At 62.8% G+C, this 23,464-nt stretch carries 21 protein-coding genes; 5 read left to right on the forward strand and 16 right to left on the reverse strand.

Annotated features, from left to right (window positions below; all coding sequences use genetic code 11):
* From PVU19_RS18970 to PVU19_RS18985, 4 genes are all read right to left on the reverse strand, one after another.
* A complete protein-coding gene (locus PVU19_RS18970; RefSeq protein ID WP_050661387.1) occupies positions 1-2,184 on the reverse strand; it encodes a heavy metal translocating P-type ATPase in 2,184 nt (727 codons plus the stop codon).
* Positions 2,185-2,187: 3 nt separating this feature from the next.
* Positions 2,188-2,643, reverse strand: coding sequence for a FixH family protein (locus PVU19_RS18975; protein ID WP_175477322.1), 456 nt, complete (start codon positions 2,641-2,643; stop codon positions 2,188-2,190).
* Entirely contained in the window at positions 2,643-4,079 is a 1,437-nt protein-coding gene (gene ccoG, locus PVU19_RS18980; protein WP_050661385.1) for a cytochrome c oxidase accessory protein CcoG, read from the reverse strand. The genes PVU19_RS18975 and ccoG overlap by 1 nt, the downstream gene beginning before the upstream one ends.
* Before the next feature lie 96 nt (positions 4,080-4,175).
* On the reverse strand, positions 4,176-5,063 hold the full coding sequence (locus PVU19_RS18985; RefSeq protein WP_050661384.1) for a LysR family transcriptional regulator: 888 nt from the start codon (positions 5,061-5,063) through the stop codon (positions 4,176-4,178).
* A 102-nt stretch (positions 5,064-5,165) separates the two neighbouring features.
* Here PVU19_RS18985 and PVU19_RS18990 point away from each other — a divergent pair, with 102 nt between their 5' ends.
* Complete coding sequence (locus PVU19_RS18990; RefSeq protein WP_160316345.1) at positions 5,166-5,333, forward strand: hypothetical protein; 168 nt, start codon at positions 5,166-5,168, stop codon at positions 5,331-5,333.
* Positions 5,334-5,487: 154 nt separating this feature from the next.
* Here the strand turns inward: PVU19_RS18990 and ccoP are convergent, their stop codons facing one another.
* Genes ccoP through ccoN form a run of 4 tightly spaced genes read right to left on the reverse strand, consistent with a single transcriptional unit; the run spans position 5,488 to position 8,906 of the window.
* Positions 5,488-6,351 (reverse strand): cytochrome-c oxidase, cbb3-type subunit III, encoded by an 864-nt coding sequence (gene ccoP / locus PVU19_RS18995; RefSeq protein ID WP_050661383.1) that lies wholly within the window; start codon positions 6,349-6,351, stop codon positions 5,488-5,490.
* Positions 6,352-6,354: 3 nt separating this feature from the next.
* The gene (locus PVU19_RS19000) at positions 6,355-6,549 is read right to left on the reverse strand and encodes a CcoQ/FixQ family Cbb3-type cytochrome c oxidase assembly chaperone (protein WP_050661382.1); all 195 of its coding nucleotides are present in this window, start codon (positions 6,547-6,549) and stop codon (positions 6,355-6,357) included.
* A gap of 12 nt (positions 6,550-6,561) precedes the next feature.
* Positions 6,562-7,287: a cytochrome-c oxidase, cbb3-type subunit II gene (ccoO, locus tag PVU19_RS19005; RefSeq protein WP_050661381.1), complete on the reverse strand. Its 726-nt coding sequence runs from the start codon at positions 7,285-7,287 to the stop codon at positions 6,562-6,564.
* A gap of 14 nt (positions 7,288-7,301) precedes the next feature.
* Positions 7,302-8,906: a cytochrome-c oxidase, cbb3-type subunit I gene (gene ccoN, locus PVU19_RS19010; protein ID WP_050661380.1), complete on the reverse strand. Its 1,605-nt coding sequence runs from the start codon at positions 8,904-8,906 to the stop codon at positions 7,302-7,304.
* A 202-nt stretch (positions 8,907-9,108) separates the two neighbouring features.
* Between ccoN and PVU19_RS19015 the strand changes: the two genes are divergently transcribed.
* Entirely contained in the window at positions 9,109-9,948 is an 840-nt protein-coding gene (locus PVU19_RS19015) for a universal stress protein (protein ID WP_050661379.1), read from the forward strand.
* A 13-nt stretch (positions 9,949-9,961) separates the two neighbouring features.
* Here PVU19_RS19015 and PVU19_RS19020 read toward each other — a convergent pair whose 3' ends face one another.
* On the reverse strand, positions 9,962-10,903 hold the full coding sequence (locus PVU19_RS19020; RefSeq protein WP_235575662.1) for a PhzF family phenazine biosynthesis protein: 942 nt from the start codon (positions 10,901-10,903) through the stop codon (positions 9,962-9,964).
* Positions 10,875-11,621: a transcriptional regulator FnrL gene (fnrL, locus tag PVU19_RS19025; protein ID WP_050661377.1), complete on the reverse strand. Its 747-nt coding sequence runs from the start codon at positions 11,619-11,621 to the stop codon at positions 10,875-10,877. The genes PVU19_RS19020 and fnrL overlap by 29 nt, the downstream gene beginning before the upstream one ends.
* Before the next feature lie 72 nt (positions 11,622-11,693).
* Here fnrL and hemN point away from each other — a divergent pair, with 72 nt between their 5' ends.
* Positions 11,694-13,049, forward strand: coding sequence for an oxygen-independent coproporphyrinogen III oxidase (hemN, locus tag PVU19_RS19030; RefSeq protein WP_050661376.1), 1,356 nt, complete (start codon positions 11,694-11,696; stop codon positions 13,047-13,049).
* Here hemN and PVU19_RS19035 read toward each other — a convergent pair.
* The 5 genes from PVU19_RS19035 to PVU19_RS19055 all read right to left on the reverse strand — a co-directional run bounded on the left by PVU19_RS19035 (position 13,046) and on the right by PVU19_RS19055 (position 20,159).
* A complete protein-coding gene (locus PVU19_RS19035; protein WP_050661375.1) occupies positions 13,046-14,650 on the reverse strand; it encodes an ABC transporter ATP-binding protein in 1,605 nt (534 codons plus the stop codon). The genes hemN and PVU19_RS19035 overlap by 4 nt on opposite strands.
* Entirely contained in the window at positions 14,647-15,753 is a 1,107-nt protein-coding gene (locus PVU19_RS19040; RefSeq protein ID WP_162838251.1) for an ABC transporter permease, read from the reverse strand. Before PVU19_RS19040 ends, PVU19_RS19035 begins: the two co-directional genes overlap by 4 nt.
* Positions 15,754-15,760: 7 nt before the next feature.
* Positions 15,761-16,855 (reverse strand): microcin C ABC transporter permease YejB, encoded by a 1,095-nt coding sequence (locus tag PVU19_RS19045; RefSeq protein WP_050661373.1) that lies wholly within the window; start codon positions 16,853-16,855, stop codon positions 15,761-15,763.
* A gap of 18 nt (positions 16,856-16,873) precedes the next feature.
* Positions 16,874-18,814 (reverse strand): extracellular solute-binding protein, encoded by a 1,941-nt coding sequence (locus PVU19_RS19050; RefSeq protein ID WP_152911577.1) that lies wholly within the window; start codon positions 18,812-18,814, stop codon positions 16,874-16,876.
* 160 nt (positions 18,815-18,974) lie between these two features.
* A complete protein-coding gene (locus PVU19_RS19055; RefSeq protein WP_274789839.1) occupies positions 18,975-20,159 on the reverse strand; it encodes a c-type cytochrome in 1,185 nt (394 codons plus the stop codon).
* Between the two features lie 119 nt (positions 20,160-20,278).
* Here PVU19_RS19055 and PVU19_RS19060 point away from each other — a divergent pair, with 119 nt between their 5' ends.
* Positions 20,279-21,121, forward strand: a complete 843-nt coding sequence (locus PVU19_RS19060; RefSeq protein WP_050661370.1) for a prephenate dehydratase — start codon at positions 20,279-20,281, stop codon at positions 21,119-21,121.
* 57 nt (positions 21,122-21,178) lie between these two features.
* Here PVU19_RS19060 and PVU19_RS19065 read toward each other — a convergent pair whose 3' ends face one another.
* Positions 21,179-22,609: an NCS1 family nucleobase:cation symporter-1 gene (locus tag PVU19_RS19065; protein WP_050661369.1), complete on the reverse strand. Its 1,431-nt coding sequence runs from the start codon at positions 22,607-22,609 to the stop codon at positions 21,179-21,181.
* Positions 22,610-22,761: 152 nt separating this feature from the next.
* Between PVU19_RS19065 and PVU19_RS19070 the strand changes: the two genes are divergently transcribed.
* Positions 22,762-23,457 (forward strand): GntR family transcriptional regulator, encoded by a 696-nt coding sequence (locus tag PVU19_RS19070; protein WP_050661428.1) that lies wholly within the window; start codon positions 22,762-22,764, stop codon positions 23,455-23,457.
* Positions 23,458-23,464 lie beyond the last annotated feature (7 nt).

Raw genomic sequence — 23,464 nt, forward strand, 5'->3', positions numbered from 1 at the left:
TTACCTCAGTCGCAGAGCATTCAGGGACACCGTAATCGAACTGAGCGACATGGCCAAGGCCGCGATCAGCGGCGTCGCCAGCCCCGCCACCGCCAGCGGCACCGCGATGATGTTGTAGACCGTGGCGATCCGGAAATTCTCGCGAATACGGCGGGTGGCGGATTTGGCTGTTTCGCACGCCGCGCCGATGGGCGAGAGGTCATTGCCCAGAAGCACGATATCCGACGCCACCCTCGCGGCATCGAGCGCCGTCGCGGGCGAGATCGAGACATGCGCAGCGGCCAATGCTGCGGTATCGTTGAGCCCGTCACCCACCATCAGCACATGCGCGCCCTCGGCGCGCAGCGCCTCGACGCGCGCCGCCTTGTCAGCCGGAAGCGCCTCCGCCATCCAATGCGGGATGCCCAGACGCTGCGCCAGGGCCTCCACCGACGGCGTCGTGTCCCCTGACATCAGGATCACGCGCTTGCCCCCTTTGACCAGTGCCTGCACCGCCTCCTCTGCGCCGGGGCGCAAGGCGTCTGTGAATGTCAGCGCCAGCGGCGCCGCCGCGCCGATCTTCAGATAGGTCGCGGTTTGCGACAGCCCTTCGGCCCCGGTCCAGCTTGCGCGGCCAAGCCGCACCTCCTCGCCTGCAATCAATCCCTTGGTGCCATAGCCCGGCACTTCGGTCACGTCGCGCACCTCCGCCGCCGCAAAGCCGGCATCGCGCGCCGCCTTGGTGATTGCCTGCGCCAGCGGATGCGACGAGCCCTGCGCCAATGCGAGGGCCGTCTCCACCGCCGCGCGCGGCAGGGCATCGAGATTGGTCAGATGCGGCGTGCCGGTGGTCAGGGTGCCAGTCTTATCGAACACCACCGTGTCGACCTGCGCCAATCGCTCCAGCGCGGTTTCATGCTTGATCAGCATCCCCCGCCGAAAGAGCCGCCCCGAGGCCGCCGTGGTCACAGCAGGCACCGCAAGCCCGAGCGCACAGGGGCAGGTGATGATCAGGACAGCGGCGGCGATGTTGAGCGCCGTGCGCATGTCCCATGTATAGAGATACCAACCGATGAAACTCAGCCCCGACAGGATATGCACCCCCGGCGCATAAAGCTTCGCCGCCTTGTCGGCGAGCGAGGTGTAGCGCGAGCGCCCAGATTCAGCGATCGCCACCAGATCGGCCATTCGGTGCAATGATGTCTCGGCTCCCACGGCACTGGCACGAATGGTCAGCGGGCCGGTCAGATTGACCTCGCCCGCGCTCACTGCCTGCCCCTCGCCTGCAAAGACCGGCAGCGTCTCGCCGGTCAGCAGCGAGCGGTCGATCTCCGACGTGCCGCTGACGATCTCGCCATCAACCGGCATCCGCCCGCCGGGCCGCACGAGGATCAGATCACCCACAGCCAGTTCCGCGACATTCACAACTTCTTCGACGCCGTCTCGCAGCCGCGTCGCGCGCGGTACTTCCAGCGCGGTCAGTTCCTCCGCCGCCGAACGGGCAATCGCTCGTGTCCGGTGATCGAGATAACGCCCGGCCAGCAGGAAGAACGTCAGCGCAAGTGCCGCGTCGAAATAGGCATGCTCGCCCGACAACATCGTCTCCCAAAGAGATGTGACGATGGCCAGCACGATGGCCAGCACGATTGGCACATCCATGTTGAGCCGCCCATTGCGCAGCGCAGCCCAGGCGTTGCGAAAGAACGGCACGCCGGAAAAGGCAATCGCGGGCAGGGTGATCGCGGCGGAAATCCAGTGGAACATGTCGCGCGTCGCGTCCTCGGCCCCGGACCAGACCGAAACCGACAGCAGCATGACATTCATGCTGGCAAAGCCGGCGACGGCCAGCCGCATCAACAGGTCGCGTCCCGCGCGATCGGTCGCGGTGGCATTCAGCGTGCCTGCATCGAGCTCATGTGCCTCATATCCCAGCTCCTCGACAAGCGTGCGCATCTCTTCGGCCGTCACCTCGGGGGCGGCGTCGATGCTGGCGCGCTTGAGCGTCAGGTTGACCCGCGCCGAATTGACCTGCGGATGATCGTTCAGCGCCCGCTCGATCTTGGAAATGCAGGCCGAGCAATGGATCGTCGGCAGCGACAGGGCGATCTGCGCTTTGGGCAGGTCGCGCGCCGCCAATGCCTCTGCCGCAGGGGCGGCGGAGCAGGCCGGGCAGGCCGACGGCGTGGGGCGCATTGTGGCGGTCATGACCTAGTCCTTGTGCAGAACGACCCGCTGCTGAAAGAGCGTGCCAGCCTCGTCCCACGCCTTCATGCGAATGTTCCAGTTGCCATCACCAAGTGCCACGGGGGCGACATAGGCGCTGCCGTCAAAGCGAAACTCGGGGGTCTGGTCATCAAAGACATGCGTGGCGCGGCCCACCGTCGCCTCCAGCCTTGAAACCTCGACGGGTTGCCCCGCCTCATCGGTGATCCCGAGGGTCAGCACGCCACCCTGATGATCCGCCGCGATGGTCCAGCCCAGACCCTCCTGTGCGGCCTTGCGGTCGTTGAACTCCTGGCTCGCGACATAGGAATTCTTGACCTCCAGCCCCGGAAAGGTGCGCACCGCCGAAAAGGCCAGCACCAGGTTGACCCCGATGATGATCGCGAAGGCCGACGCAAAGCCGATGAACACATGTTTGCCAGTGATCTGACGCTCGGTCATCAGTTGTCCTTTCCGTTGAATACCGTGTCCTTGTAGGCGCGCTCACCGTTCAGCGTGTCCTCGATCCAGAGCCGCACATCGGTGCGCTCCTCCCGCGCCGCCTCAGCCCCCGGAGGCGCGATCAGGTAGACCCGTTGCAGACGCATCTCGTCGGCGGGCACGGTGATGGAACTGTAGGGCGTGCCTTCGAGTTGCAGCCGCACTGCCGGATCACCCGTCACCGCGAGGTTGAAGCGCCGCTCCTCATGGTGCTTGTTGCGCAGACGCACCTCATAGGTGTTGCGGATCGAGCCATCGGAGAGGGTGACGAAGGTCGGATTGCGCACCGGGGCCACGGTCATGTCGATATCAGAGCGGATGAAAAGTGCGACCACGAGACCAATCCCAACCAGCGACCACAACACAGTATAGAGCATCGTCCGAGGACGGAACACATGTTTCCAGATCGGCTTGGGCGCGCCGCCCGCACGTTCGGATTGCTCATCGGTAAAGGCCATGTAGTCGATCAACCCGCGCGGCTTGCCGATCTTTTCCATGATGTCGTCGCAGGCGTCGATACAGAGCGCACAGGTGATGCATTCCAGTTGCTGCCCGTCGCGGATGTCGATCCCTACCGGGCAGACATTGACGCAGGCCATGCAGTCGATGCAATCGCCCTGCTCCGCCCCGTCCCTGACCTCTTCAGAGTTCTTGCGCGGCTCGCCCCGCCATTCGCGATAGCCGACGGTGAGCGTGTCCTCATCCATCATCGCGGCCTGAATACGTGGCCAGGGGCAGGCATAGATGCAGATCTGTTCGCGCGCGAAGCCGCCGAAGAAGAACGTGGTGCCGGTCAGAACGGCAATCGTCGTATAGGCGATGGGATGCGCATCAAGCGTGAAGAGGTCGACCAGCAATGTAGGCGCATCGGTAAAGTAGAACACCCACGCGCCCCCGGTGGCCACCGCTATCAAAGCCCAAGTGACCCACTTGGTCAGCCGCAGCCGCACCTTGCGGACATCCAGCTTCTTTTGCCGGTGCAGCCGCAGCCGCGCGTTGCGGTCGCCCTCGATCCAACGCTCCACGAGGATGAACAGATCGGTCCACACCGTCTGCGGACAGGCATAGCCGCACCAGACCCGGCCCAGGGCCGAGGTGAACAGAAAGAGCCCCAGACCGGCCATCACCAGCAGACCGGCCACAAAATAGAATTCATGCGGCCAGATCTCGATCCAGAAGAAGAAGAACCGCCGCTCCGCCAGATCGAGCAGCACCGCCTGATCCGGCAGGCTCGGCCCCCGGTCCCAACGAATCCACGGGGTGACATAGTAAATGCCCAGGGTGACAAGCATGATCACCCATTTCAGGTTGCGAAACGGTCCGTAGACCTTCTTGGGAAAGACCGGCTCGCGCGCGGCATAGAGGGATTGGGGGGCGTCTGGCTGGGAATCGGCCACGGAGGTACTCCGATATCTTGCATCTGTTGATCGTCTTTTGGCAGGGCGCGAGGCCAAGAGCTTTGACCTGCATCAAATTCTGACTCCTGAATCGATCTATTCACATGAGACCGTCTGACGCGCCTGCCGTCGCAGCCATGTGACAAAGGCCTTGGCGGGCGGACGCAGCACGCCGGGACGGGTGACAATATGGTATCCGCTGTCTTCACTCTCCTCGAACAACAGCCGCAAACGCCCCGCCGCGATATCCTGACGCACCCATTCGCGCACAGTGACAGCCACCCCCTGCCCGTTGCGCAGCCCGTCCAGAAGCAGGTTCCCCGGCACCTGCACAAGCCCCGCCGCACGCTCCTTGACCACGCCGCGACGGCGCAGCCAATCGCTCGCCTCGTTGGTACCGAATTCCTGCAACCAGGGGAGATCGGCCAGATCGGCGGGGCAGTCGATTCGCTTGCCCTCGACCAGCGAGGGCGCAGCGACCGCCACGATGGGCGAGCGGAACAACAAGTCCGCCTCCAGCCCCGGCCAGTGCCCGGTGCCATAGCGCAGGGCAATGTCGATACCGCCCGGTTCCAGCGTGACCATCCGGGGCGTCGGGTCGATCATCAGGTCGATCTGCGGATGCGCCTGCCGGAACTCGCTCAGGCAGGGCATCAACCAATGCGCCGCGAAACTGGGCGTCGTCGAGATTTGCAGCGGGCGGTCGGCATCGGCCCCTATCAGCGTCTCGACCGCCCGAGCAATCGCACCAAAGCCAAGCGACAGCGCATCCGCCAGATCGCGCCCCTCGGCGGTCAGGCGCAACTGCCGCCCCGTCCGGTCCACCAGCGCCACGCCCAGATGCGCCTCAAGCTGCTTGACCTGTTGGCTCACGGCGGCGTGGCTGACATTCAGCCGCGCGCCCGCCGCTGCCGTGCCGCCTGTCTCAGCCAGCGCCGCAAAGGCGCGCAGCGCCGTCAGAGGGGGAAGGGCCTGCCAATCCATGATGTTAGCCTAGCTTACAATTTGGAAATTTTCCAGAGTCGCGTGAAACGACGTCTTATCCCATATTGAGCGTAGCACAACAGCACAGGAAAGGATCACACAATGCTAGGAATTTTCGCGAATACTTTCAGGACCGCCACCCGCCTCAACGTCGGCCCCGAAACCCGCCACCGCCATCAGGGGCGCGCCCACTGGCCGCCGGCAGAGCGTTTCGACGCCCGCAGCGGCGCTGAGTTGGAGGCGCATCTTACCGCGCGCCGCCGCGACTGAACCAAAACGACAAAGCCCCCGCGAAGGGGGCCAGCTTGACAAATCGTCCAATCCGCAGATGTAATCGGTACCGGTCCTTCCAGGAAACGCGCGAACAGGACGGAAAGACCGGTACCATCCCCCGGGCCTTGCGGCCAGGGGTATTCTTTTGGGGTTACTCGCCCCCGCCCAATTGGTGGACATAGAGCGCAACGGCGCGGATCTCGGCCTCGCTCAGATCGGCCCCGCCCATCGGTGGCATCACGCCATAGCGCGAATTGACGACGGTGTATTTGACGGTGTCGTAATCCCCACCATAGAGCCAGATCGCATCCGAAAGGTTGGGCGCGCCCTGATAGATATCGCCCTGCGCCTGCTCGCCGTGACAGGCGGCGCAGTTATCCATGAACACCGTCTCGCCTGCCGCCACGAGGCTGGCATCCTGCGGCTCACCCGATAGCGACATCACGTAATTGACGACCTCTTCGATCTGCGCGGGCTCCAGAAGATCGCCAAACGCCGGCATCTCGGAATAGCGCGCATCGGCGTCTTCCTCGTTTCGGATACCGTGGGCCACGGTGTAGTGGATATCCTCGATCGTCCCACCCCAGAGCCAGGCGTCGTCCTGCAGGTTGGGATAGCCCTTTGCCCCGGCCGCACCCGACCCGTGGCACTGCGCGCACCAGGTCTTGTAGACCGCCGCCCCGGCAGAGGTCGCATAGCCCTGCAACTCGGCATCGTCCGCGATCGCGGTCAGTTCGGCTGAGGCCAGCCGCGCGTTGATCTCGGCGTTGGCGGCCTCGGCCTCGGCAATCTCCTCGGCCACGTTGGCGCGGGTCGACCAGCCCTTGTAGCCCGCCGTCGCCTCATTGATCAGCGGCCACGCGGGATAGGCGACGACATACCAAAGCGCCCAGACGATGCAGGCATAGAAGGTCCACAGCCACCATCGCGGCAAGGGGTTGTTGTATTCCTGGATACCGTCCCACTCGTGGCCGGTGGTATCCGGTTCCTGTTTCTTGGTTGGTTTCTTGGCCATGTCTTACGCCTCCTTGGCGTCGGCATCCCGTGAGGGTGCCGGTTTGTCTTCGTGCCGGAAGGGGATGTTCGACGGGTTCTCGTAGGTCTTGCTGGCGCCGGGCCGAAAGACCCAGATCACCACCCCGATGAAGAACGCGAAGAGCACCAGCAACATCCAGCTATCGGCAAATTGGCGCAGCAGGGAATAGGTTTCCATGATCTGTCCTCCTTACCGGTTTGCCACGGGCGTGAAGGTCGAGAAATCAACCAGCGTGCCCAGCATCTGCAGATAGGCGATCAGCGCATCCGCCTCGGAGATCCCCGGCTGCCCGTCGAAATTGCGCACCTGCGCATTGGGATAGCGGGCGAGCAGACCGTCGGTGTCGCCGAACGGATCGACTTGCACGTTGAAATCGGCCTTGGCGTTCTCGATCATCTCCTCGGTATAGGGCACGCCAACCAGACGATGCGTCCCCAGCAGGTCCTCGATATGCTCAGGCTCGATCATGCGGTTCTCGAGGAAACCGTATTTCGGCATCACCGATTCCGGCACCACCGATTGCGGATTGCGCAGGTGATCGACATGCCACTCATCCGAGTAACGACCCCCTACACGGGCCAGATCCGGCCCTGTGCGCTTGGAGCCCCACTGGAACGGATGGTCGTATTTCGACTCCGCGGCCAGCGAGTAATGCCCGTAACGCTCCACCTCATCACGCATTGGGCGGATCATCTGGCTATGGCAGACGTAACAGCCCTCGCGCACGTAGATATCGCGTCCGGTCAGTTCCAGCGGAGAGTAGGGGCGCATGCCCTCTACATCCTCGATGGTGTTTTCGAGCCAGAACAGCGGGGCGATCTGCACGATCCCCCCGATGGTGACCACAAGGAAGGCAAAGATCGCCAGAAGCGTGACGTTCTTTTCCAGGATTGCGTGTTTGTCCAGAATTGCCATCTCTCCGGCCCTCCTTATTCAGCCGGGACTGCGCTGTTCGTGGCTTCGACAGCCGGCGAACGCTTCACAGTCATCCAGAGGTTGTAGCACATGATGAGCGCCCCGCTTAGGAACAGCACCCCGCCCAGGCCACGCACGATATACATCGGCAGTTTCGCGGCCACGGTATCGGCGAAGGAGTTCACGAGGAAACCGTTCGCATCCACTTCGCGCCACATCAGGCCCTCCATGATCCCCGTCACCCACATGGCGGCGGCGTAGAGAATGATCCCGATGGTCGCCAGCCAGAAATGCCAGCTCACCAGGCTCAGGCTATAGAGCCGCTCGCGGTTCCACAGCTTGGGCACAAGGAAGTAGAGTGCGCCGAAGGTGATCATCCCGTTCCAGCCAAGCGCACCCGAGTGCACGTGCCCGATCGTCCAGTCGGTGTAATGCGACAGCGAGTTCACCGCGCGGATCGACATCATCGGTCCCTCGAAGGTGGACATGCCGTAGAACCCGATGGAGATCACCATCATCCGGATGATCGGATCGGTGCGCAGCTTGTCCCATGCGCCCGAGAGCGTCATCAGACCGTTGATCATCCCGCCCCAGGACGGCATCCACAGCACGATCGAGAACACCATGCCGAGGGTCGAGGCCCAGTCCGGCAGAGCGGTGTAATGCAGGTGGTGCGGACCGGCCCAGATATAGATGAAGATCAGCGCCCAGAAGTGGATGATCGACAGCTTGTAGCTGTAAACCGGACGTTCGGCCTGTTTCGGCACGAAGTAATACATCATGCCAAGGAAGCCTGCGGTGAGGAAGAAGCCCACGGCGTTGTGCCCATACCACCACTGCGTCATCGCGTCCTGCACGCCCGAGAAGACCTGCACCGACTTGGAGCCGAAGACCGAGACCGGGATGCTGAGGTTGTTGACCACGTGCAGCATCGCCACGGTGATGATGAACGACAGGTAAAACCAGTTGGCCACGTAGATATGCGGCTCCTTGCGCTTGACGATGGTACCGAGGAACACGGCCAGATAGGCCAGCCAGACCACCGTCAGCCACAGATCGACATACCACTCGGGCTCCGCGTATTCCTTGGACTGCGTGGCGCCCAGCAGATAGCCCGTGGCGGCCAGCACGATCACCAGCTGATAGCCCCAGAAGACGAACCATGCGAGGTTTCCGCCCCACAGCCGCGCGGCGCTCGTGCGCTGCACCACGTAGAACGAGGTCGCGATCAGCGCGTTGCCGCCAAAGGCAAAAATCACAGCACTTGTATGCAAGGGCCGCAACCGCCCGAAATTCGCATATCCCTGCGCCCAGTCGAAATTGAGCTGCGGAAAGGCAAGCTGAAAGGCAATGAACGTGCCCGCGAGAAAGCCCACGACACCCCAGAGGGCCGTGGCGACGACCCCGGCGCGCACGACACCGTCCATGTATTCGCCCGACAGGTCGATATTGGCCTTCGGTTCATCGGTGTGGCGCAGCGTCCACAAAAACAGCCCACCGGCCACCAGCGCCACAGTCAGCGCATTGACCAGATAGGCCAGATCGCGCGCGTAATTGGCCGCGATCAACGCGAATAGCGTGATCAGACCAAGCACGATCAGCTTGATATAGTTCGTCATGTTGCGTCCCTTCGTCTCTTTCCGCACGAGTCGCTGACCCGCACGGGCGCGTTTAGACTCTGCACCGTAATGATAGGATCGGAGTCAACTATCCTTGATCTGTGTCAAAACCTGAACGGCTATGTCTTGATCCGCGTCAAGGCGCCACCCCATATCGACTTATATGCTGCATTCAAACGCAACACGGTCAAAGGAATGCGACATGACCTATAACAGTTTGTTCACAGTATTGACCGACGAGTCGCTTGTTGACGAAACCCTCGACCATGCCATGGCCGCCGCCACCGAGCATGAGGCCCATCTCGATGTGCTCTGCCTCGGCGTGGATCGAAGCCAGTCCGGCTATTACTACGCCGGGGCCAGCGCCATCGTCCTGCAGGAAACCATCGCCCGCGCCCAGGAAGAGGCCGAGGCGATCGAGGCCAGGGCCCGCAAGGTTCTCGGCGGCTCCGCCCTGCGCTGGAGCGTCGAGGCCGGCGTCAGCCAGCTTGCCGATCTGGGACGCCATGTCGCGGCCCGCGCGCGGTTCTCCGATATGGTCATCTTGCCGCAACCCTACGCCGAGGGGCGCGGGGCCGAGCTTGAGCCGGTGACCGAATCGGCCCTTTTCGAAGGCCGCACCCCGGTGCTCGTGGCCCCCAGGGGGGGCACGCCCGTGCCGCGCCCGGCGCGCATCATGCTGGGCTGGAACGAAAGCAGCGAGGCGCTTGGTGCCGTCCGGGCCGCCCTGCCTCTGCTGAAGCGCGCAGATGTGGTGCACGTGGTGGTCATCGACCCGCCCAGCCACGGCCCCAATCGCTCCGATCCCGGCGGCCTTCTATCGCAATACCTCGCGCGCCACGGCGTCAAGGTCGAGATCGACGTGCTCTCCAAGACCCTGCCGCGCGTCTCGGATGTGCTCCTGCGACACGCAGGCGACATGGATGCCGACATGGTGGTCATGGGGGCCTACGGCCACTCCCGCTTCCGCGAGGCGATCTTCGGCGGCGCGACGCGCTACATGCTGGAACAGGCCAACCTGCCGGTATTCATGGCGCACTAGAGGATCACGAGCATCAGTCGGGACGGCAAATCCGGCCCCGGCTGACCGGCACGGCGCTCCCGGTGACATGAATTTCGGCCAGCGCACCGTCCTGCGTTACGATCCGAAGGCCAATTGCCGAGTCGCGCCCCATCTCCACCCCCTGATGCAGGGTCAGTCGGGTTTCGCCCTCTTGCAAAACACCGGCGGCGCGCAGTTGGGCGGCCATGATGGCAGCCGCGGAGCCGGTCGCCGGATCCTCGGGGATTCCGGCGGTGGGCGAAAACATGCGAGCGCGGAAATCGGCACCCTGGCCCGGTGGCAGAGGCGCATAGAGATAGATGCTGTCGGCGGCGGCAATATCCATTGCGCGGGTCCACGCAGGTTCGCTGGGCCGCGCGCGGGTCAAAGCCTCAAGGTCGCGTACCGGCACGTAGAGGTAACTTGGACCGCCCTGCCACAGGCCCGGCCTGTGCGCGCCGGTCCCAATCATTTCCGGGTCGAGCCCCACCGCAGCGGCCAAAATCCCGACGTCGGGCAGGGCCCCGTGCTCGGGCGGGTGGGGCAGAACCGGGGCACGAAACTCTGCCTGCAGCGTTTCGCCATGTCGCGAGACCCGGACAGGCACGAGGCCGGCGACTTCCTCAAGCGTGATCGCAGTCTCAAAATCCGTCTCCGGCGCCGATTCCAGCGCGAGGTGAATGGCACAGCCGATAGTCGGGTGCCCGGCAAACGGTATCTCGGCTGTCGGAAAGAAGATGCGCACTTTTGCGTCATGCGCCGGGTCATCGGGCTGTTGGACAAAAATCGTCTCCGAAAGGTTGAACTCGCGTGCGATGGTCTGCATCTGCGCCGTGCTCAATCGGTCGGCCTGTTCAACAATTGCCAGCGGGTTGCCGGAAAAGCGCTGCTCGGTGAACACGTCGTAGGTGGCGAAGGGCAGCGTGTCAGGCAAGCATCCCGCCATCGCTGTCATCGCCCGCTTCGTCCAGCAGCCGGTTGAAATCGGGGATCGTCACACGCCGCTTGCCTTCAAGCCCGATCACCCCGTCCTTCTTGAGCGCCGAGACCTGACGGCTGACGGTTTCCAGCGTCAGCCCGAGGTAGTCGGCCATCGCCTCACGCGTCAGCGGCAGATCGACCGTCAAAGGCCCGCGCATACCTGCCATGTTCAGCGCCGCATCGCGCCGCGCGATGATCGCGATAAGCGAGGCGATCTTTTCCCGCGCGGTCTTGCGCCCCAGCACCAGCATCCACTCGCGCGCCGCATCCAGTTCATCCAGCGTCATTTCCAGCAGGCGCTGCGCGATATGCGGCGTGCGCACCATCATCTCTTCAAAGGGCTTCTTGCGAAAACAGCACATCACGATATTGGTCGTCGCCACCACGTCATAGGCCGCACTATCACGCCCCGGGCGGCCCACGAAATCACTCGGCAACAGCAGGCCAACCATCTGCGTGCGCCCATCCTCCATGGTCTGGGTCAGCGACGCGATGCCGGTGACGACCGAGCCCACGAAATCCATATGGTCACCGGACCAGATCAACGTCTGCCCGGCCTCGAAGCTGCGGTAATACTTGATCTGATCAAGCAGCTCCAACTCGTCCGATTCACACCGCGCGCACACCGCGCGGTGGCGGATCGGACAATCCGCACATTCATGCGGCGCAATGGGGGCGGATTCTTTCAGCATTCAGGGGTCACTTTTTTCGTATTTTGATCTGGGTCAAGGCTTTGACCCCGAGCCACGCCTAATCCTAGGCACATGGATACGCAAACTCAACTAGGCAAACTGGGTCTTTTTGACGCCAAAGTGCCACGCTACACCAGCTACCCGACCGCGCCCCACTTCAACCGCGTTGTGGGATCCGGGCATTTTAGCAGTTGGATCAAGGCCATACCAGAGGGCGCAGAGATATCTCTCTACGTACATGTGCCGTTCTGCCGACGGCTCTGCTGGTTCTGCGCCTGCCGCACCCAGGGCACCCAGAGCGACAAACCGGTGCAAGCCTATCTCGAAACCCTGAAAACCGAGATTGCCATGCTTGGCGCGCATCTGCCCAGGAACGTGCGCCTGTCGCGGCTGCATTGGGGCGGCGGCACGCCCACGCTCCTGTCACCCGGCATGATGAGCGAGTTGGCCGGAGCTATTCGCGATATCGCCCCCTTCACCGACACCACCGAGTTTTCGGTCGAGATCGACCCCAATGAGATCGACGGTGCGCGTCTCGACGCGCTTGCCGCGGCGGGCATGAACCGCGCCTCGATCGGTGTGCAGGATTTCGACGAGGAGATTCAAAAGAGCATCGGACGCCTGCAAGGCTATGACATCACCCGTTGGGCCGCCGAGGAAATCCGCGCGCGTGGCGTGGCCAGCCTGAATGCCGATATCCTCTATGGCCTGCCGCACCAGACCAAGGCGCGGATCACAGAGAGTGTGCAGAAACTCCTGTCGCTCAACCCGGATCGGGTCGCGCTCTATGGTTATGCCCATGTGCCGTGGATGGCCAAGCGCCAGCAGATGATCCCCTCGGATGCCCTGCCCACGCCGCAGGAACGGCTCGCCCTCTTTGAAACGGCCCGTCGGCTGTTTCTCTGGGATGGCTATGACGAGATCGGCATCGACCATTTCGCGACCAAGGATGACGGTCTGAGCGTGGCACAAAAGGCCGGACGCCTGCGCCGCAATTTCCAGGGCTATACCGACGACACCTCCGAGGTTCTGATCGGGCTCGGGGCCTCTTCGATCTCGCGCTTTCCACAAGGTTACGCGCAGAACGCCCCTGCCACGGGGGCCCATACCGGGGCCATCCGCGAAGGGCGTTTCTCGACCGCGCGGGGGCACGTGTTCTCGGACGACGACAGGCTGCGGTCACGACTGATCGAACAGCTGATGTGCGAATTCCGCATCGACGCCGCCGAGATCACCCGCGATTTCGACATCTCAAGCGCGGCACTGCACGACATGCTCTCGAAGGTGGCGCGCGCCTATGCCGGCCACTTGAAGCTTGATGACAGCGGTCTTTTCATCCCGCAAGAGGCCCGCCCCCTGACCCGGATGATCGCCCGGCAGTTCGACACCTACGAGATGAACGAACAAGGTCACAGTTCGGCAATCTAACCGGCCTCGGCCTCGGCCTTACCCTCCATCGACGCGGCCAGCAGGGTGCGCGCGTACTCGGTCTGTGGCGCGGTAAAGATCGACTCGGCCTCGCCCGCCTCCACCACATCGCCATCCTTCATCACCAGCACCCGGTGACTCATGGCGCGTACCACGTGCAGGTCGTGAGAGATAAAGAGATAGGCCAGCCCGTATTTCACCTGCAAATCGCGCAACAGGTCGACGATCTGCACCTGCACCGTCATGTCCAAGGCACTTGTCGGCTCGTCCAGCACCACCAGCTTGGGCCGCAGGATCATGGCCCGGGCAATCGCGATCCGTTGCCGCTGCCCGCCGGAAAACTCATGCGGATACCGGTCCATCGTGGCGGGATTGAGACCCACCTCCTCCATCACCTCGGCGACCAGTTCGCGCTGCGGCCGCCCGCCGGGATTGCCATGCACGCCCAGCCCCTCGGCGATGATCTGCGCGCATGTCATGCGCGGGCTCAGGCTGCCGAACGGATCCTGAAAAACGATCTGCATCTGCGCGCGGCGCTTTCGCAAATCCCGCGTGGACCAGCCATGCACATCCTCACCGACAAAGCTGATCTGCCCCTGCGACGCAATCAGCCGCATGATGGCCAGCGCCAGCGTCGTCTTGCCCGAGCCGCTCTCGCCCACGACGCCAAGCGTCTCGCCCGCCCGGACCTTGAGCGTCGCCGAGTTCACGGCCTTCACATGGCCGACGGTGCGTTTGAGAAACCCCTTCTGAATGGGAAACCACACGCGCAAATCCTGCGTCTCCGCCACCACCTCGGCCCCTTCGGGCACCGGCGCGGGCTTGCCCACAGCCTGCGCCCCCAGCAGTTTGCGCGTATAGTCATGTTTCGGCGCGGCAAAGACCTCGTCCACCTTGCCCGCCTCGACGATCTCGCCATCCTTCATCACGCAGACCTTGTCGGCGATGCGCCGCACGATGCCCAGATCATGGGTGATGAACAATAGCCCCATCCCCTCGTCGCGCTTGAGATTGGCCAGCAACTCCAAAATCTGCGCCTGAATGGTCACGTCAAGCGCGGTGGTCGGTTCATCCGCGATCAGGATGTCGGGCTTGTTCGCTAGTGCCATGGCAATCATCACGCGCTGCCGCTGCCCCCCCGACAGCTGATGCGGATAGGCCCCCAGACGGCTCGCCGCGTCGCGAATTCCGACCCGCTCCAGCAACTCCACGATCCGTGCCTGCGCGGCATCGCCGGTCAGTGCCTGATGCAGCTCAAGGCTCTCGCGCAGCTGCTTTTCCAGCGTGTGGAGCGGGTTGAGCGAGGTCATCGGCTCCTGAAAGATAAAGCTGATATCGTTGCCGCGCACCTGTCGCAGGCGCTTGTCATCGGCGCCGATCATCTCCTGCCCCGCATAGGTGACGCTGCCCGTCACCTCCGCCGAGGCCCCCAACAGCGACACGGTCGAAAGCGCGGTGACCGATTTGCCAGAGCCAGACTCGCCCACCAGCGCCACCGTCTCGCCCCGGTCGACGCTGAACGACACGCCCTTGACCGCCGGGATCAATTGCCCGTCCTGCCGGAAACTCACCCGCAGATCACTGACCGTCAGCACACTCATTCAAACGTCTTTCTGGGATCGAACGCGTCGCGCACGCCCTCGAAGATGAACACCAGCAGCGACAGCATGATGGCAAAGGCGAAAAACGCGGTGAAGGCCAGCCACGGTGCCTGCAGGTTCTGCTTGGCCTGTAGCGTCAACTCCCCCAGCGAGGGCGAAGAGGACGGCAATCCGAAGCCGAGGAAATCCAGCCCCGCCAGCAGCGAGATCGTCCCGGTGATAACAAACGGCAGCATGGTGAGCGTCGCCACCATCGCATTGGGCAGCATGTGGCGGAACATGATGGTAATGTTGCTGACGCCAAGCGCCTTGGCCGCCCGCACGTATTCGAGGTTGCGCGCACGCAGGAATTCGGCCCGCACCACGCCCACCAATGCCATCCAGCCGAAGAGCACCGTGATCACCACCAACAGCCAGAAACTTCGCGGCAGGATCGCGAAGAGGATGATGATCACGTATAGCTGCGGGGTAGACGCCCAGATCTCGATGATCCGCTGAAAGATCAGGTCTGTCCGCCCGCCGAAATAGCCTTGCACGGCACCTGCGAAAACTCCGATCACTGACGACAGCAGCGTCACGATCAGCGTGAACATCACCGACAGGCGAAACCCGTAGATCACCCGCGCCAGCACGTCGCGCTTGGTGTCATCGGTGCCCAGCCAGTTCTGCTCATTGGGCGGCAGGGGGGCAGCACCGGGCCGGTCCACGGTGGTGTCATAGCTATATGGGATCGGCGGCCAGATCGCCCAGCCTGCCATGATCTCCTCGCCCTCGACCACCCCGTCCTCGGCATCCGCGATCACGGCCTCCGGGTCGTCGAAACATATATCGAGCCCACCGGAGGCGATCAGGCATTGCACCTCGGGGTCACGATAAATCGCCTCGGTCTGGAAATCGCCACCAAAGGCCGTCTCCGGGTAGAACCGGAAAATCGGCGCGTAGAAATCGCCGCGATACTGCACAAGGATCGGTTTGTCATTTGCCACGAACTCGGCAAAGAGCGTGACGGTGAAGATCACCGAAAACAGGATCAGCGACCAGAACGCCCGCCCGTTGCGCCGGAAATTGCGCCAGCGGCGTTGATTGAGAGGGGACAGGCGGATCACGCGCTCAGCCCTCCCGCTTCTCGAAATCAATGCGCGGATCGACCAGCACATACATCAGGTCCGACAGGATACCGACCACAAGGCCAATGAGACCAAACAGGAACAGCGTGCCAAACATCACCGGGTAATCGCGACCCACCGCCGCCTCAAACCCGAGCCGCCCCAGACCGTCGAGCGAAAAGATCGTCTCGATCAGGACAGAGCCGCCGAAGAACACCCCGATGAACACCGCCGGAAAGCCCGCGATCACGATCAGCATGGCGTTGCGGAACACATGACCGTAGAGCACCCGGCCCTCACCCAGCCCCTTGGCGCGGGCGGTCATCACGTAGTGTTTCTTGATCTCATCGAGAAAGCTGTTCTTGGTCAGCAGCGTCAGCGTGGCAAAGGCCGAGATGGTCGAGGCGATGACCGGTAGCGCGATGTGCCAGAGGTAATCGGCGATTTTACCAAACAGGCTCAACTGCTCGAAATTGTCCGAGGTGAGACCGCGCAGCGGGAAGATCTGAAAGTAACTTCCTCCCGCGAAGAGCACCAGCAGCATAATCGCGAACAGAAACGCCGGGATCGCATAGGCCACGATGATCAGCCCGCTGGTCCATGTATCAAACTTCGATCCGTCCTGCACCGCCTTGCGAATTCCGAGCGGGATCGAGACCAGATAGGCAATCACCGTGGACCACAGGCCAAGCGTGATCGAGACCGGCATCTTTTCCAGCACCAGATCCAGCACGTCGATCTTGCGGAAATAGCTCTCGCCGAAATCGAAGCGCATGTAGTTCCACATCATATTGACGAACCGCTCCAGCGGCGGCTTGTCGAGGCCGAATTGTTCCTCCAGTTCCGCGATCAGTTCCGGCGGCAGCCCGCGCGCGCCGACATATTGCTCATTACCTCCGGCCGCACCCACCATGTCCTGCCCGGTGTCAGAGCCCGAGCCCGAGAAACTCTCGAACACATTGCCCTGCCCCTGCATGTTGGCGATCATCTGCTCGACCGGGCCACCCGGCACGAATTGCACCAACGCAAAGTTGATGACCATGATGCCAAAGAGCGTCGGCACGATCAGCAACAGCCGCCGCAGGATATAGGCCCCCATCTCAGTGGATCTCCTGGATCAAAGCGCGCCCGCGTCTTTCAGCGCCTGCGCCTTTTCGGCGTCATACCACCAGAAATCGAGCACGCCGGTGGCATAGGCAGGCAGCGGTTCGGGATAGTCATACATGTCCCAATAGGCGACCCAGCTCTTGTCGAGATACCAGGTCGGGATCATGAAGAACTCATGCCGCAGCGCCCGGTCCAAAGCGGTCAGCGCGACGTCTTGCTCCTCCTTGCTGCCCGACTCGAGTGCAAGGTCGATGATCGCATCGACCATCGGGCTCGCCAGCCCCGCCGGGTTGAACAGGCTGAACGCGGCCTCCTGACTGCCATAGCGCTGATGCAGGCCGGTGCCCGCCTCGAGAAACGCCACGTAGCTGTCAAAGATCAGATCGTAATCGCGATCCCGCTCGCGGGCGGTATATTGCGCCGCGTCGATCTTGTCGAACCGCGCGTCGATGCCCATCAGTTGCAGGTTCGACACGAAACTTTCGACCACCGCCGACATGGTGGCCGAACCAGACGCCGAAATCGGGATCTCGATGCTCAGCAACTCGCCATCCGCATTGCGCCGCTTGCCATCGTCACCCACGGCCCAGCCCGCCTCGTCTAGCAGTTTCATCGCACGCCGCAGGTTGCGCCGGTCATTCAGCCGGTCGCCATTGGACTCGTGCGCCATCACGGCAGGCTCGGTCAGCATGTCTTCCGGCACCAGATCGCCAAGTGATTTCAGCAGCTCAAGCTCCGCACCGTCCGGCACGCCCTCGGCCTGCAAGGGCGTGTCCTGTACAAATGAATGGCGCTGCTTGAAGAGGCCGTATTGCAGCGATTGGTTGGTCCACTCAAAATTGAAGCCGAGCGCAATCGCGCGGCGCACCCGCTTGTCCTTCAACACCTCGCGCCCGAGGTTGAAGACAAAGCCCGACGGTGTCGGCGGCAGACCGTCGGGCAACTCTTCTTTCACCACATGGCCCTGATTGGCCGCAGGAAAGTCATAGCCCGTCGCCCAGGTCTTGGAATTTCCCTCAGGGCGGAACGTGTAGATGCCCGCCTTGAATGCCTCGAAGGCGGCATTGTCATCGGCGAAATACTCGATCCGGATACGGTCGAAATTATGCCGCCCCTTGTTGATCGGCAGATGCCAGCCCCAGTAATCAGGGTTGCGCTCATAGACGATATTGCGGTTCACCTCGGAACTTTTGACCTGATAGGGGCCTGACCCCGGCGCCGCTTCCAGCCGGGGCTCATCGAGCCGCGCGCCGGTTTCCTCGTACCATTTGCGCGGAAAGACCGGCGTTCCCCCGACCTGATCAATGAGCGAGCGGCGCGAGATGCCCTCGGCAAAGGTGAACTTGACCCGGTGATCGTCCAGCGCCTCGGCGCTCAGCACCCGGCGCTTGACCGCTTCAGCATAAGATCGCAGCCCCTGCTCCAGAAAGAGATTGTGCGAGAACACGACATCCTGCGCGGTGACCGGCGTGCCATCGGCGAACCGCGCCTCGGGCCGCATGTGGAAGATCACCCAGGTCTTGCCCTCGTCATATTCGAGGCGTTCCGCCAACAGCCCGTAGCTTTCGTTATAGCGATCCCCCGGCAGCGGCTCTCCGGTGGCCTCGGACCCGCCCAAGAGGCTCTCATAAACCATCCACGAGAGCCGCCCGGCGCGCCCCTTGCGCGAATAGGGGTTCATCGAATCGAACGTGCCGGGGGCATAGAGCGAGATTTCACCGCCCTTGGGCGCGTCCGGGTTCACGTAATCGAAATGCTCGTAATCGGCAGGATATTTAAGATCGCCGAAGAACGAATAGCCATGCGAGGTGATCACCTTCTCATGCTCATCCGCCATGGCGACCTGCGCCATCAGCGCGGCGATACACAGTCCCGTGAACAGGACCAACCCGCGCCAGATCGCGAAAATGTCGAAACTCGGGGCCTTGGCCGGGGCTTGCTGTCCGGTCATGTCATCCTCCTGCTGTCGCACCTATTTTCTATCTGGCGCTTGATCCTTTGCAGGCAAGCTAAGGAGGGGGGGCAGCTTGTTCAAGCGCCGATGATCCGCCCCCATGAAAAAGGCCGCCCCCTGATCGGGAAGCGGCCATTCTCACGGTATTGTGTCCGGCTCAGTTCCCGATGGTCTGCAGATAGGCCATCAGATCGGCGCGGTCCTGCTCGTCCTTGAGCCCGGCAAAGCCCATCCGGTTGCCCGGTGCGAATTCGCGCGGGTTCTCGATCCAGGCGCTGAGTTGGTCAAGCGTCCAGGCCCCATCGACCCCCGAAAGCGCGTCGGAATAGTTGAACCCGTCGACCCCGGCGATGTCGCGACCCACGACGCCGTAGAGATGCGGCCCGACGCCATTCGCGCCATCCTCGAGCTTGTGGCAGGCCTGGCAGCGACGATAGAGACGCTCGCCGTTGCCCGCATCGGCGGAGGCAACCATGGCGGCAAATTCAGACCCGCCTGCATCAGCGCTCTCGGTCGCCTCAGAGGCGGCCTCTTCGGCAGGCGCTTCCTCGGCCGCTGCTTCCTCTGCAGGTGCTTCCTCTTCGTTAGCAGTTTCCTCCGCAGGTGCTTCCTCTTCGGTCGTAGCTTCCTCGGCTGGTGCCTCTTCGGTTGCGGTTTCCTCGGCTGGCGCCTCTTCGGTTGCGGTTTCCTCGGCTGGCGCCTCTTCGGTTGCGGTTTCCTCGGCTGGCGCCTCTTCGCTGGCGGCCTCCTCTGAAGCGGCTTCCTCGCTGGCGGCCTCTTCTGTCGGCGCCTCGGCTGCGGCCTCAATTGCGATATCCGTCTCGCCATCGGCTTGATCAAGGTAAGCGATCACGTTGGCACGATCCTCGGACTTGCCCAGACCGGCAAAGCCCATGCTGGTGCCCGGTGCATACCCTGCAGGATTCTCGAGGAAGGCATAAAGTTCTTCGGCGGTCCACACATCCGCCGCCTCGCTCAGCGCGCCCGAATAGCCGAAGCCATCCACGGCACCAACGTCACGACCGACCACGTCATAAAGATGCGGGCCGACACCATTCGCGCCATCCTCCAGCACGTGGCAGGCCTTGCACTTGTTGAACACGCGCTCGCCCTTGGAGGCATCCGCAGAGGCAAAGATCGCGGCCATGTCCGGGGCTTCGTCAGCAACCTCTTCGGCGGCTTCATCCTCGCCGGTGTCGATCACATAACCCTGCGCGTGGTCCTCACCGTGCCCGCCGCCCATGGAATAGATCGACTCGGCCGCCCAGTTGCCCAACATGAAAATCAGCAGGGCCCCGCAAAACGCCCCGGCGGTCTTGGTCAGTGTCATTGTGTCGAACATTGGCTCGCTTCCGTTTGCTCTGTCGCTTGGGCGCGTATCTATCCGCTTCCCCTACCGCCGCGCAAGGTGTAGTTTCCGCGACCAAACGCCCTTCCGGGCCGAAATTACGGAAAAAACGCATGACAAACCGCATCGCCTTTCAGGGAGAGCCGGGCGCCTACTCGCATCAGGCCTGCGTCGAGACCTACCCGCGGATGGAGCCGCTGCCCTGCCGCACCTTCGAGGACGCGATCGCCGCGGTGCGCGAGGGACGCGCGGATCTGGCCATGCTGCCGGTCGAAAACTCGACCTTCGGGCGGGTCGCCGACATCCACCACCTGCTGCCCGAATCGGGGCTGCATATCGTGGGTGAGGCGTTTGTGCGGGTGCATATCAACCTGCTCGCACTGCCCGGTGTGCGGCTCGATCAGATCGAGACCGCGATGAGCCACACCATGCTTCTGGGTCAGTGCCGCGCCTTCCTGGAACGTCACGGCATCCACCGCGTGACCGGAGCCGACACAGCAGGATCGGCCCGCCACGTGGCCGAAGAGGGCCGTCCGGAACTGGCCGCGCTGGCCAGTGAACTGGCGGGCGATATCTACGGCCTCGACGTGATCGCCCAACATATCGAGGACGAGGGCACCAACACTACCCGCTTTCTGGTGATGGCCCGCGAGCCCGATTTTGCGGAACGCGGCGAGAACGGGATGATGACCACGCTGGTCTTTCGCCTGCGCTCGATCCCGGCAGGGCTTTACAAGGCGCTTGGCGGCTTTGCCACCAATGGCGTCAACATGACCAAGCTGGAAAGCTACATGGTGGGCGGCAATTTCAATGTCGTGCAGTTCTATGCCGATATCGAGGGCCACCCGGACGAGCCCGCCGTCGCCCGCGCGCTGGATGAGCTGGATTACTTCACCTCGGATATCACCATCCTCGGCGTCTACCCCGCCGATCCGCGCCGCCACGAGGAAAACTGACGCCAAAACGACGAAGCCCGGCACCGGGCCGGGCTTCGCCTGTCTCGCGCGCGCGGATCACACCAGGTGCGATGCCCGGCAGCGGACAAAGTAGATGATCCCGCCCAGAATAGCCCCGATCACCCAGGCATAGCCCGAAAGCTGGCCCAAGGCAGGCACCCAGACCGTTGCCACCGAGAACACTGCCGCGATACCGAATGCCAGCAACGCATTGCGGTTCCAGCCGCCACTGTAGTGATAGGTGCCGCCCTCCATGTCATAAAGATCATCGCGCTTCAGCGCCTCCTTGCGCAGCAGATAGTAATCCACGATCATGATCCCGTAGATCGGGGCCAGCGTTGCGCCAAGTGTGTTGACGAACCCGCTAATGCCAAATTCGCTGATAAAGCTGGTCCAGAACCCGCCGATCACCAGGGCAAAGACCGAGGTGATCAGCCCGGCCTTGCGGAAACTGATCTTCGAGGGCGCAAGGCTAGCGATGCCGTTCACCGCCGGGATGAAATTGGCCACCAGATTGATGCCCACGGTCGCCGCGAAAAAGGTGATCGCCGCGATCACGCCCAGAAGCACGCTGTCGGTGCGGCCCACGATCTCGGTCGGGTTGATGATCGCCTCGCCATAGACAACGGCCGCCCCCGCCGTCGTCAGAAGGGCCAGCGCCGAAAAGAGGATCATGTTGAACGGCAGCCCCACGAGGTTGCCCACGACCATCGCGCGCTTGTCCCGGGCATAGCGCGAGAAATCGCTGAAATTGATCATCACGGCGGCGAAATAGGCCACCATCGTGCCGATTATGGCGATGAACCCGTTGAATTCCGTGGCCCAGGTCGCGTCCGGGTTGGCAAAGATCGTCTGCGCCTGCGACAAAAGTTGGCCATCGGATTTCACCCAAAGCACGGCCAGAAGGCCGATCATCACTGCGTAGACGAAGGGCCCCGCGATGTTGAGAAAGGTCTCGACCCAACCCATGCCACGCCAGAAAATCACGATGTGAAAGGCCCACACCAGCACGAACGAGAGCCAGTCAATGCCGGTCAGACCCAAGACCTCGGCCCCGCCGGTGATGCCCGTGACCGACCGTATCAGCAGGGCTAGTGCGGTCGAGGCAAAGTAGACCTGCACCCCGTACCAGAACACCGCCACCGTGGAGCGCAATACCGCCGGCAGCATGGCCCCCGCCGTGCCCATGCTGGCCCGCGCGAAGACCGGATAGGGAATGCCGTACTTCTCGCCCGCGGCCCCCGACAGGTTCACGAGGAACATTACGAACAGCCCCGCGCAAATGAGCGCAGCAAAGGCCGTCCAGCCGCTCACCCCGTAGGAAATGAACAGCGAGGCCACCAATGAATAACCGAACAGCGACTGGATATCATTGGCCCAGACGTTGAAGATGGCGAACCACCCCCATGTTTTCTGATCCGGGCTTACCGGGTCGAGTGTGTCGTCGCCGCCTTGCGCGGCCTGTCCGTCGAGTGTCACCGTCTGCATCTCAAAACTCCCTGTTATGGCCGCGCATGGCGATGTAGCCCATCGCACGTGTTTGACTGGCGGCTGAGATCGCGCATCTTACATTGCATCTAAAATGTTAGATATTATGTTAGGGTTTGATAATGCGTGATTTGAAAAAGGACTTTCAAGGATTGCAAGATACTCGCGCCGCCTCCACGACCACTTCCCCTCGCTCCGACAAGGGCGACGGCCTGACCGACCAGGCCCATCAGGCCCTGCTCGCGCGACTGCGCAACGGCGGTCTGGCCAGCGGCAGCTTTCTGTCGATGCCGATGCTGGTCGAGGAGCTTGGCCTGCCGATGGCCGCCACCCGCGAGGCCGTCAAACGCGCCGAGGCAAGCGGCCTGCTCCGCATCCTGCCCAAGCGTGGGATCACGGTAATGGATGCCGGACCCGAGACCACCCGCGAATGCCTCGAATTGCGTGCCATGTTCGACTGTGAAGGCGCACGACGGATCATCGAGTCCGGAGCCGACTTTCCGCTTGCCACGCTGCGGGCCGAGCACGAGCGCCTGCACGACGCCGCAGCGACCACGATGACCGCGGGTTTGCCCGACGTTGCCATACGAACCGATCTTTCCCTGCACGATGCGCTGGCTCGCGGGCTGGATTCGGGGCTTGCACAACGGCTATATGCCGAAAACCGCGACCGCATCGCCGTCATCCAGAACACCCGGCCTTTTCTGGCCGACCGCATTGCCTCAGCGATGCGGGAACATCTCGCGATCCTCGACGCGATCGAGGCGCGTGATACACCGCGCGCAATGTCCGAAATCCGCGAGCACTTGCGCCACACCCTACGCTGGTGGGGCGTCTATCTCGACTGATCCACAT

The organism is Roseovarius tolerans (assembly GCF_028885395.1).
GTDB lineage: Bacteria > Pseudomonadota > Alphaproteobacteria > Rhodobacterales > Rhodobacteraceae > Roseovarius > Roseovarius tolerans.

What these genes read in the sequence shown, in the direction of transcription:
- PVU19_RS18970 (WP_050661387.1), bottom strand. Translation starts at nt 2,184, where the DNA reads ATGACCGCCACAATGCGCCCCACGCCGTCGGCCTGCCCGGCCTGCTCC.
- PVU19_RS18975 (WP_175477322.1), bottom strand. Translation starts at nt 2,643, where the DNA reads ATGACCGAGCGTCAGATCACTGGCAAACATGTGTTCATCGGCTTTGCG.
- PVU19_RS18985 (WP_050661384.1), bottom strand. Translation starts at nt 5,063, where the DNA reads ATGGATTGGCAGGCCCTTCCCCCTCTGACGGCGCTGCGCGCCTTTGCG.
- PVU19_RS18990 (WP_160316345.1), top strand. Translation starts at nt 5,166, where the DNA reads ATGCTAGGAATTTTCGCGAATACTTTCAGGACCGCCACCCGCCTCAAC.
- ccoP (WP_050661383.1), bottom strand. Translation starts at nt 6,351, where the DNA reads ATGGCCAAGAAACCAACCAAGAAACAGGAACCGGATACCACCGGCCAC.
- PVU19_RS19000 (WP_050661382.1), bottom strand. Translation starts at nt 6,549, where the DNA reads ATGGAAACCTATTCCCTGCTGCGCCAATTTGCCGATAGCTGGATGTTG.
- ccoO (WP_050661381.1), bottom strand. Translation starts at nt 7,287, where the DNA reads ATGGCAATTCTGGACAAACACGCAATCCTGGAAAAGAACGTCACGCTT.
- ccoN (WP_050661380.1), bottom strand. Translation starts at nt 8,906, where the DNA reads ATGACGAACTATATCAAGCTGATCGTGCTTGGTCTGATCACGCTATTC.
- PVU19_RS19015 (WP_050661379.1), top strand. Translation starts at nt 9,109, where the DNA reads ATGACCTATAACAGTTTGTTCACAGTATTGACCGACGAGTCGCTTGTT.
- PVU19_RS19020 (WP_235575662.1), bottom strand. Translation starts at nt 10,903, where the DNA reads ATGACAGCGATGGCGGGATGCTTGCCTGACACGCTGCCCTTCGCCACC.
- fnrL (WP_050661377.1), bottom strand. Translation starts at nt 11,621, where the DNA reads ATGCTGAAAGAATCCGCCCCCATTGCGCCGCATGAATGTGCGGATTGT.
- hemN (WP_050661376.1), top strand. Translation starts at nt 11,694, where the DNA reads ATGGATACGCAAACTCAACTAGGCAAACTGGGTCTTTTTGACGCCAAA.
- PVU19_RS19035 (WP_050661375.1), bottom strand. Translation starts at nt 14,650, where the DNA reads ATGAGTGTGCTGACGGTCAGTGATCTGCGGGTGAGTTTCCGGCAGGAC.
- PVU19_RS19045 (WP_050661373.1), bottom strand. Translation starts at nt 16,855, where the DNA reads ATGGGGGCCTATATCCTGCGGCGGCTGTTGCTGATCGTGCCGACGCTC.
- PVU19_RS19050 (WP_152911577.1), bottom strand. Translation starts at nt 18,814, where the DNA reads ATGACCGGACAGCAAGCCCCGGCCAAGGCCCCGAGTTTCGACATTTTC.
- PVU19_RS19055 (WP_274789839.1), bottom strand. Translation starts at nt 20,159, where the DNA reads ATGTTCGACACAATGACACTGACCAAGACCGCCGGGGCGTTTTGCGGG.
- PVU19_RS19060 (WP_050661370.1), top strand. Translation starts at nt 20,279, where the DNA reads ATGACAAACCGCATCGCCTTTCAGGGAGAGCCGGGCGCCTACTCGCAT.
- PVU19_RS19065 (WP_050661369.1), bottom strand. Translation starts at nt 22,609, where the DNA reads ATGCAGACGGTGACACTCGACGGACAGGCCGCGCAAGGCGGCGACGAC.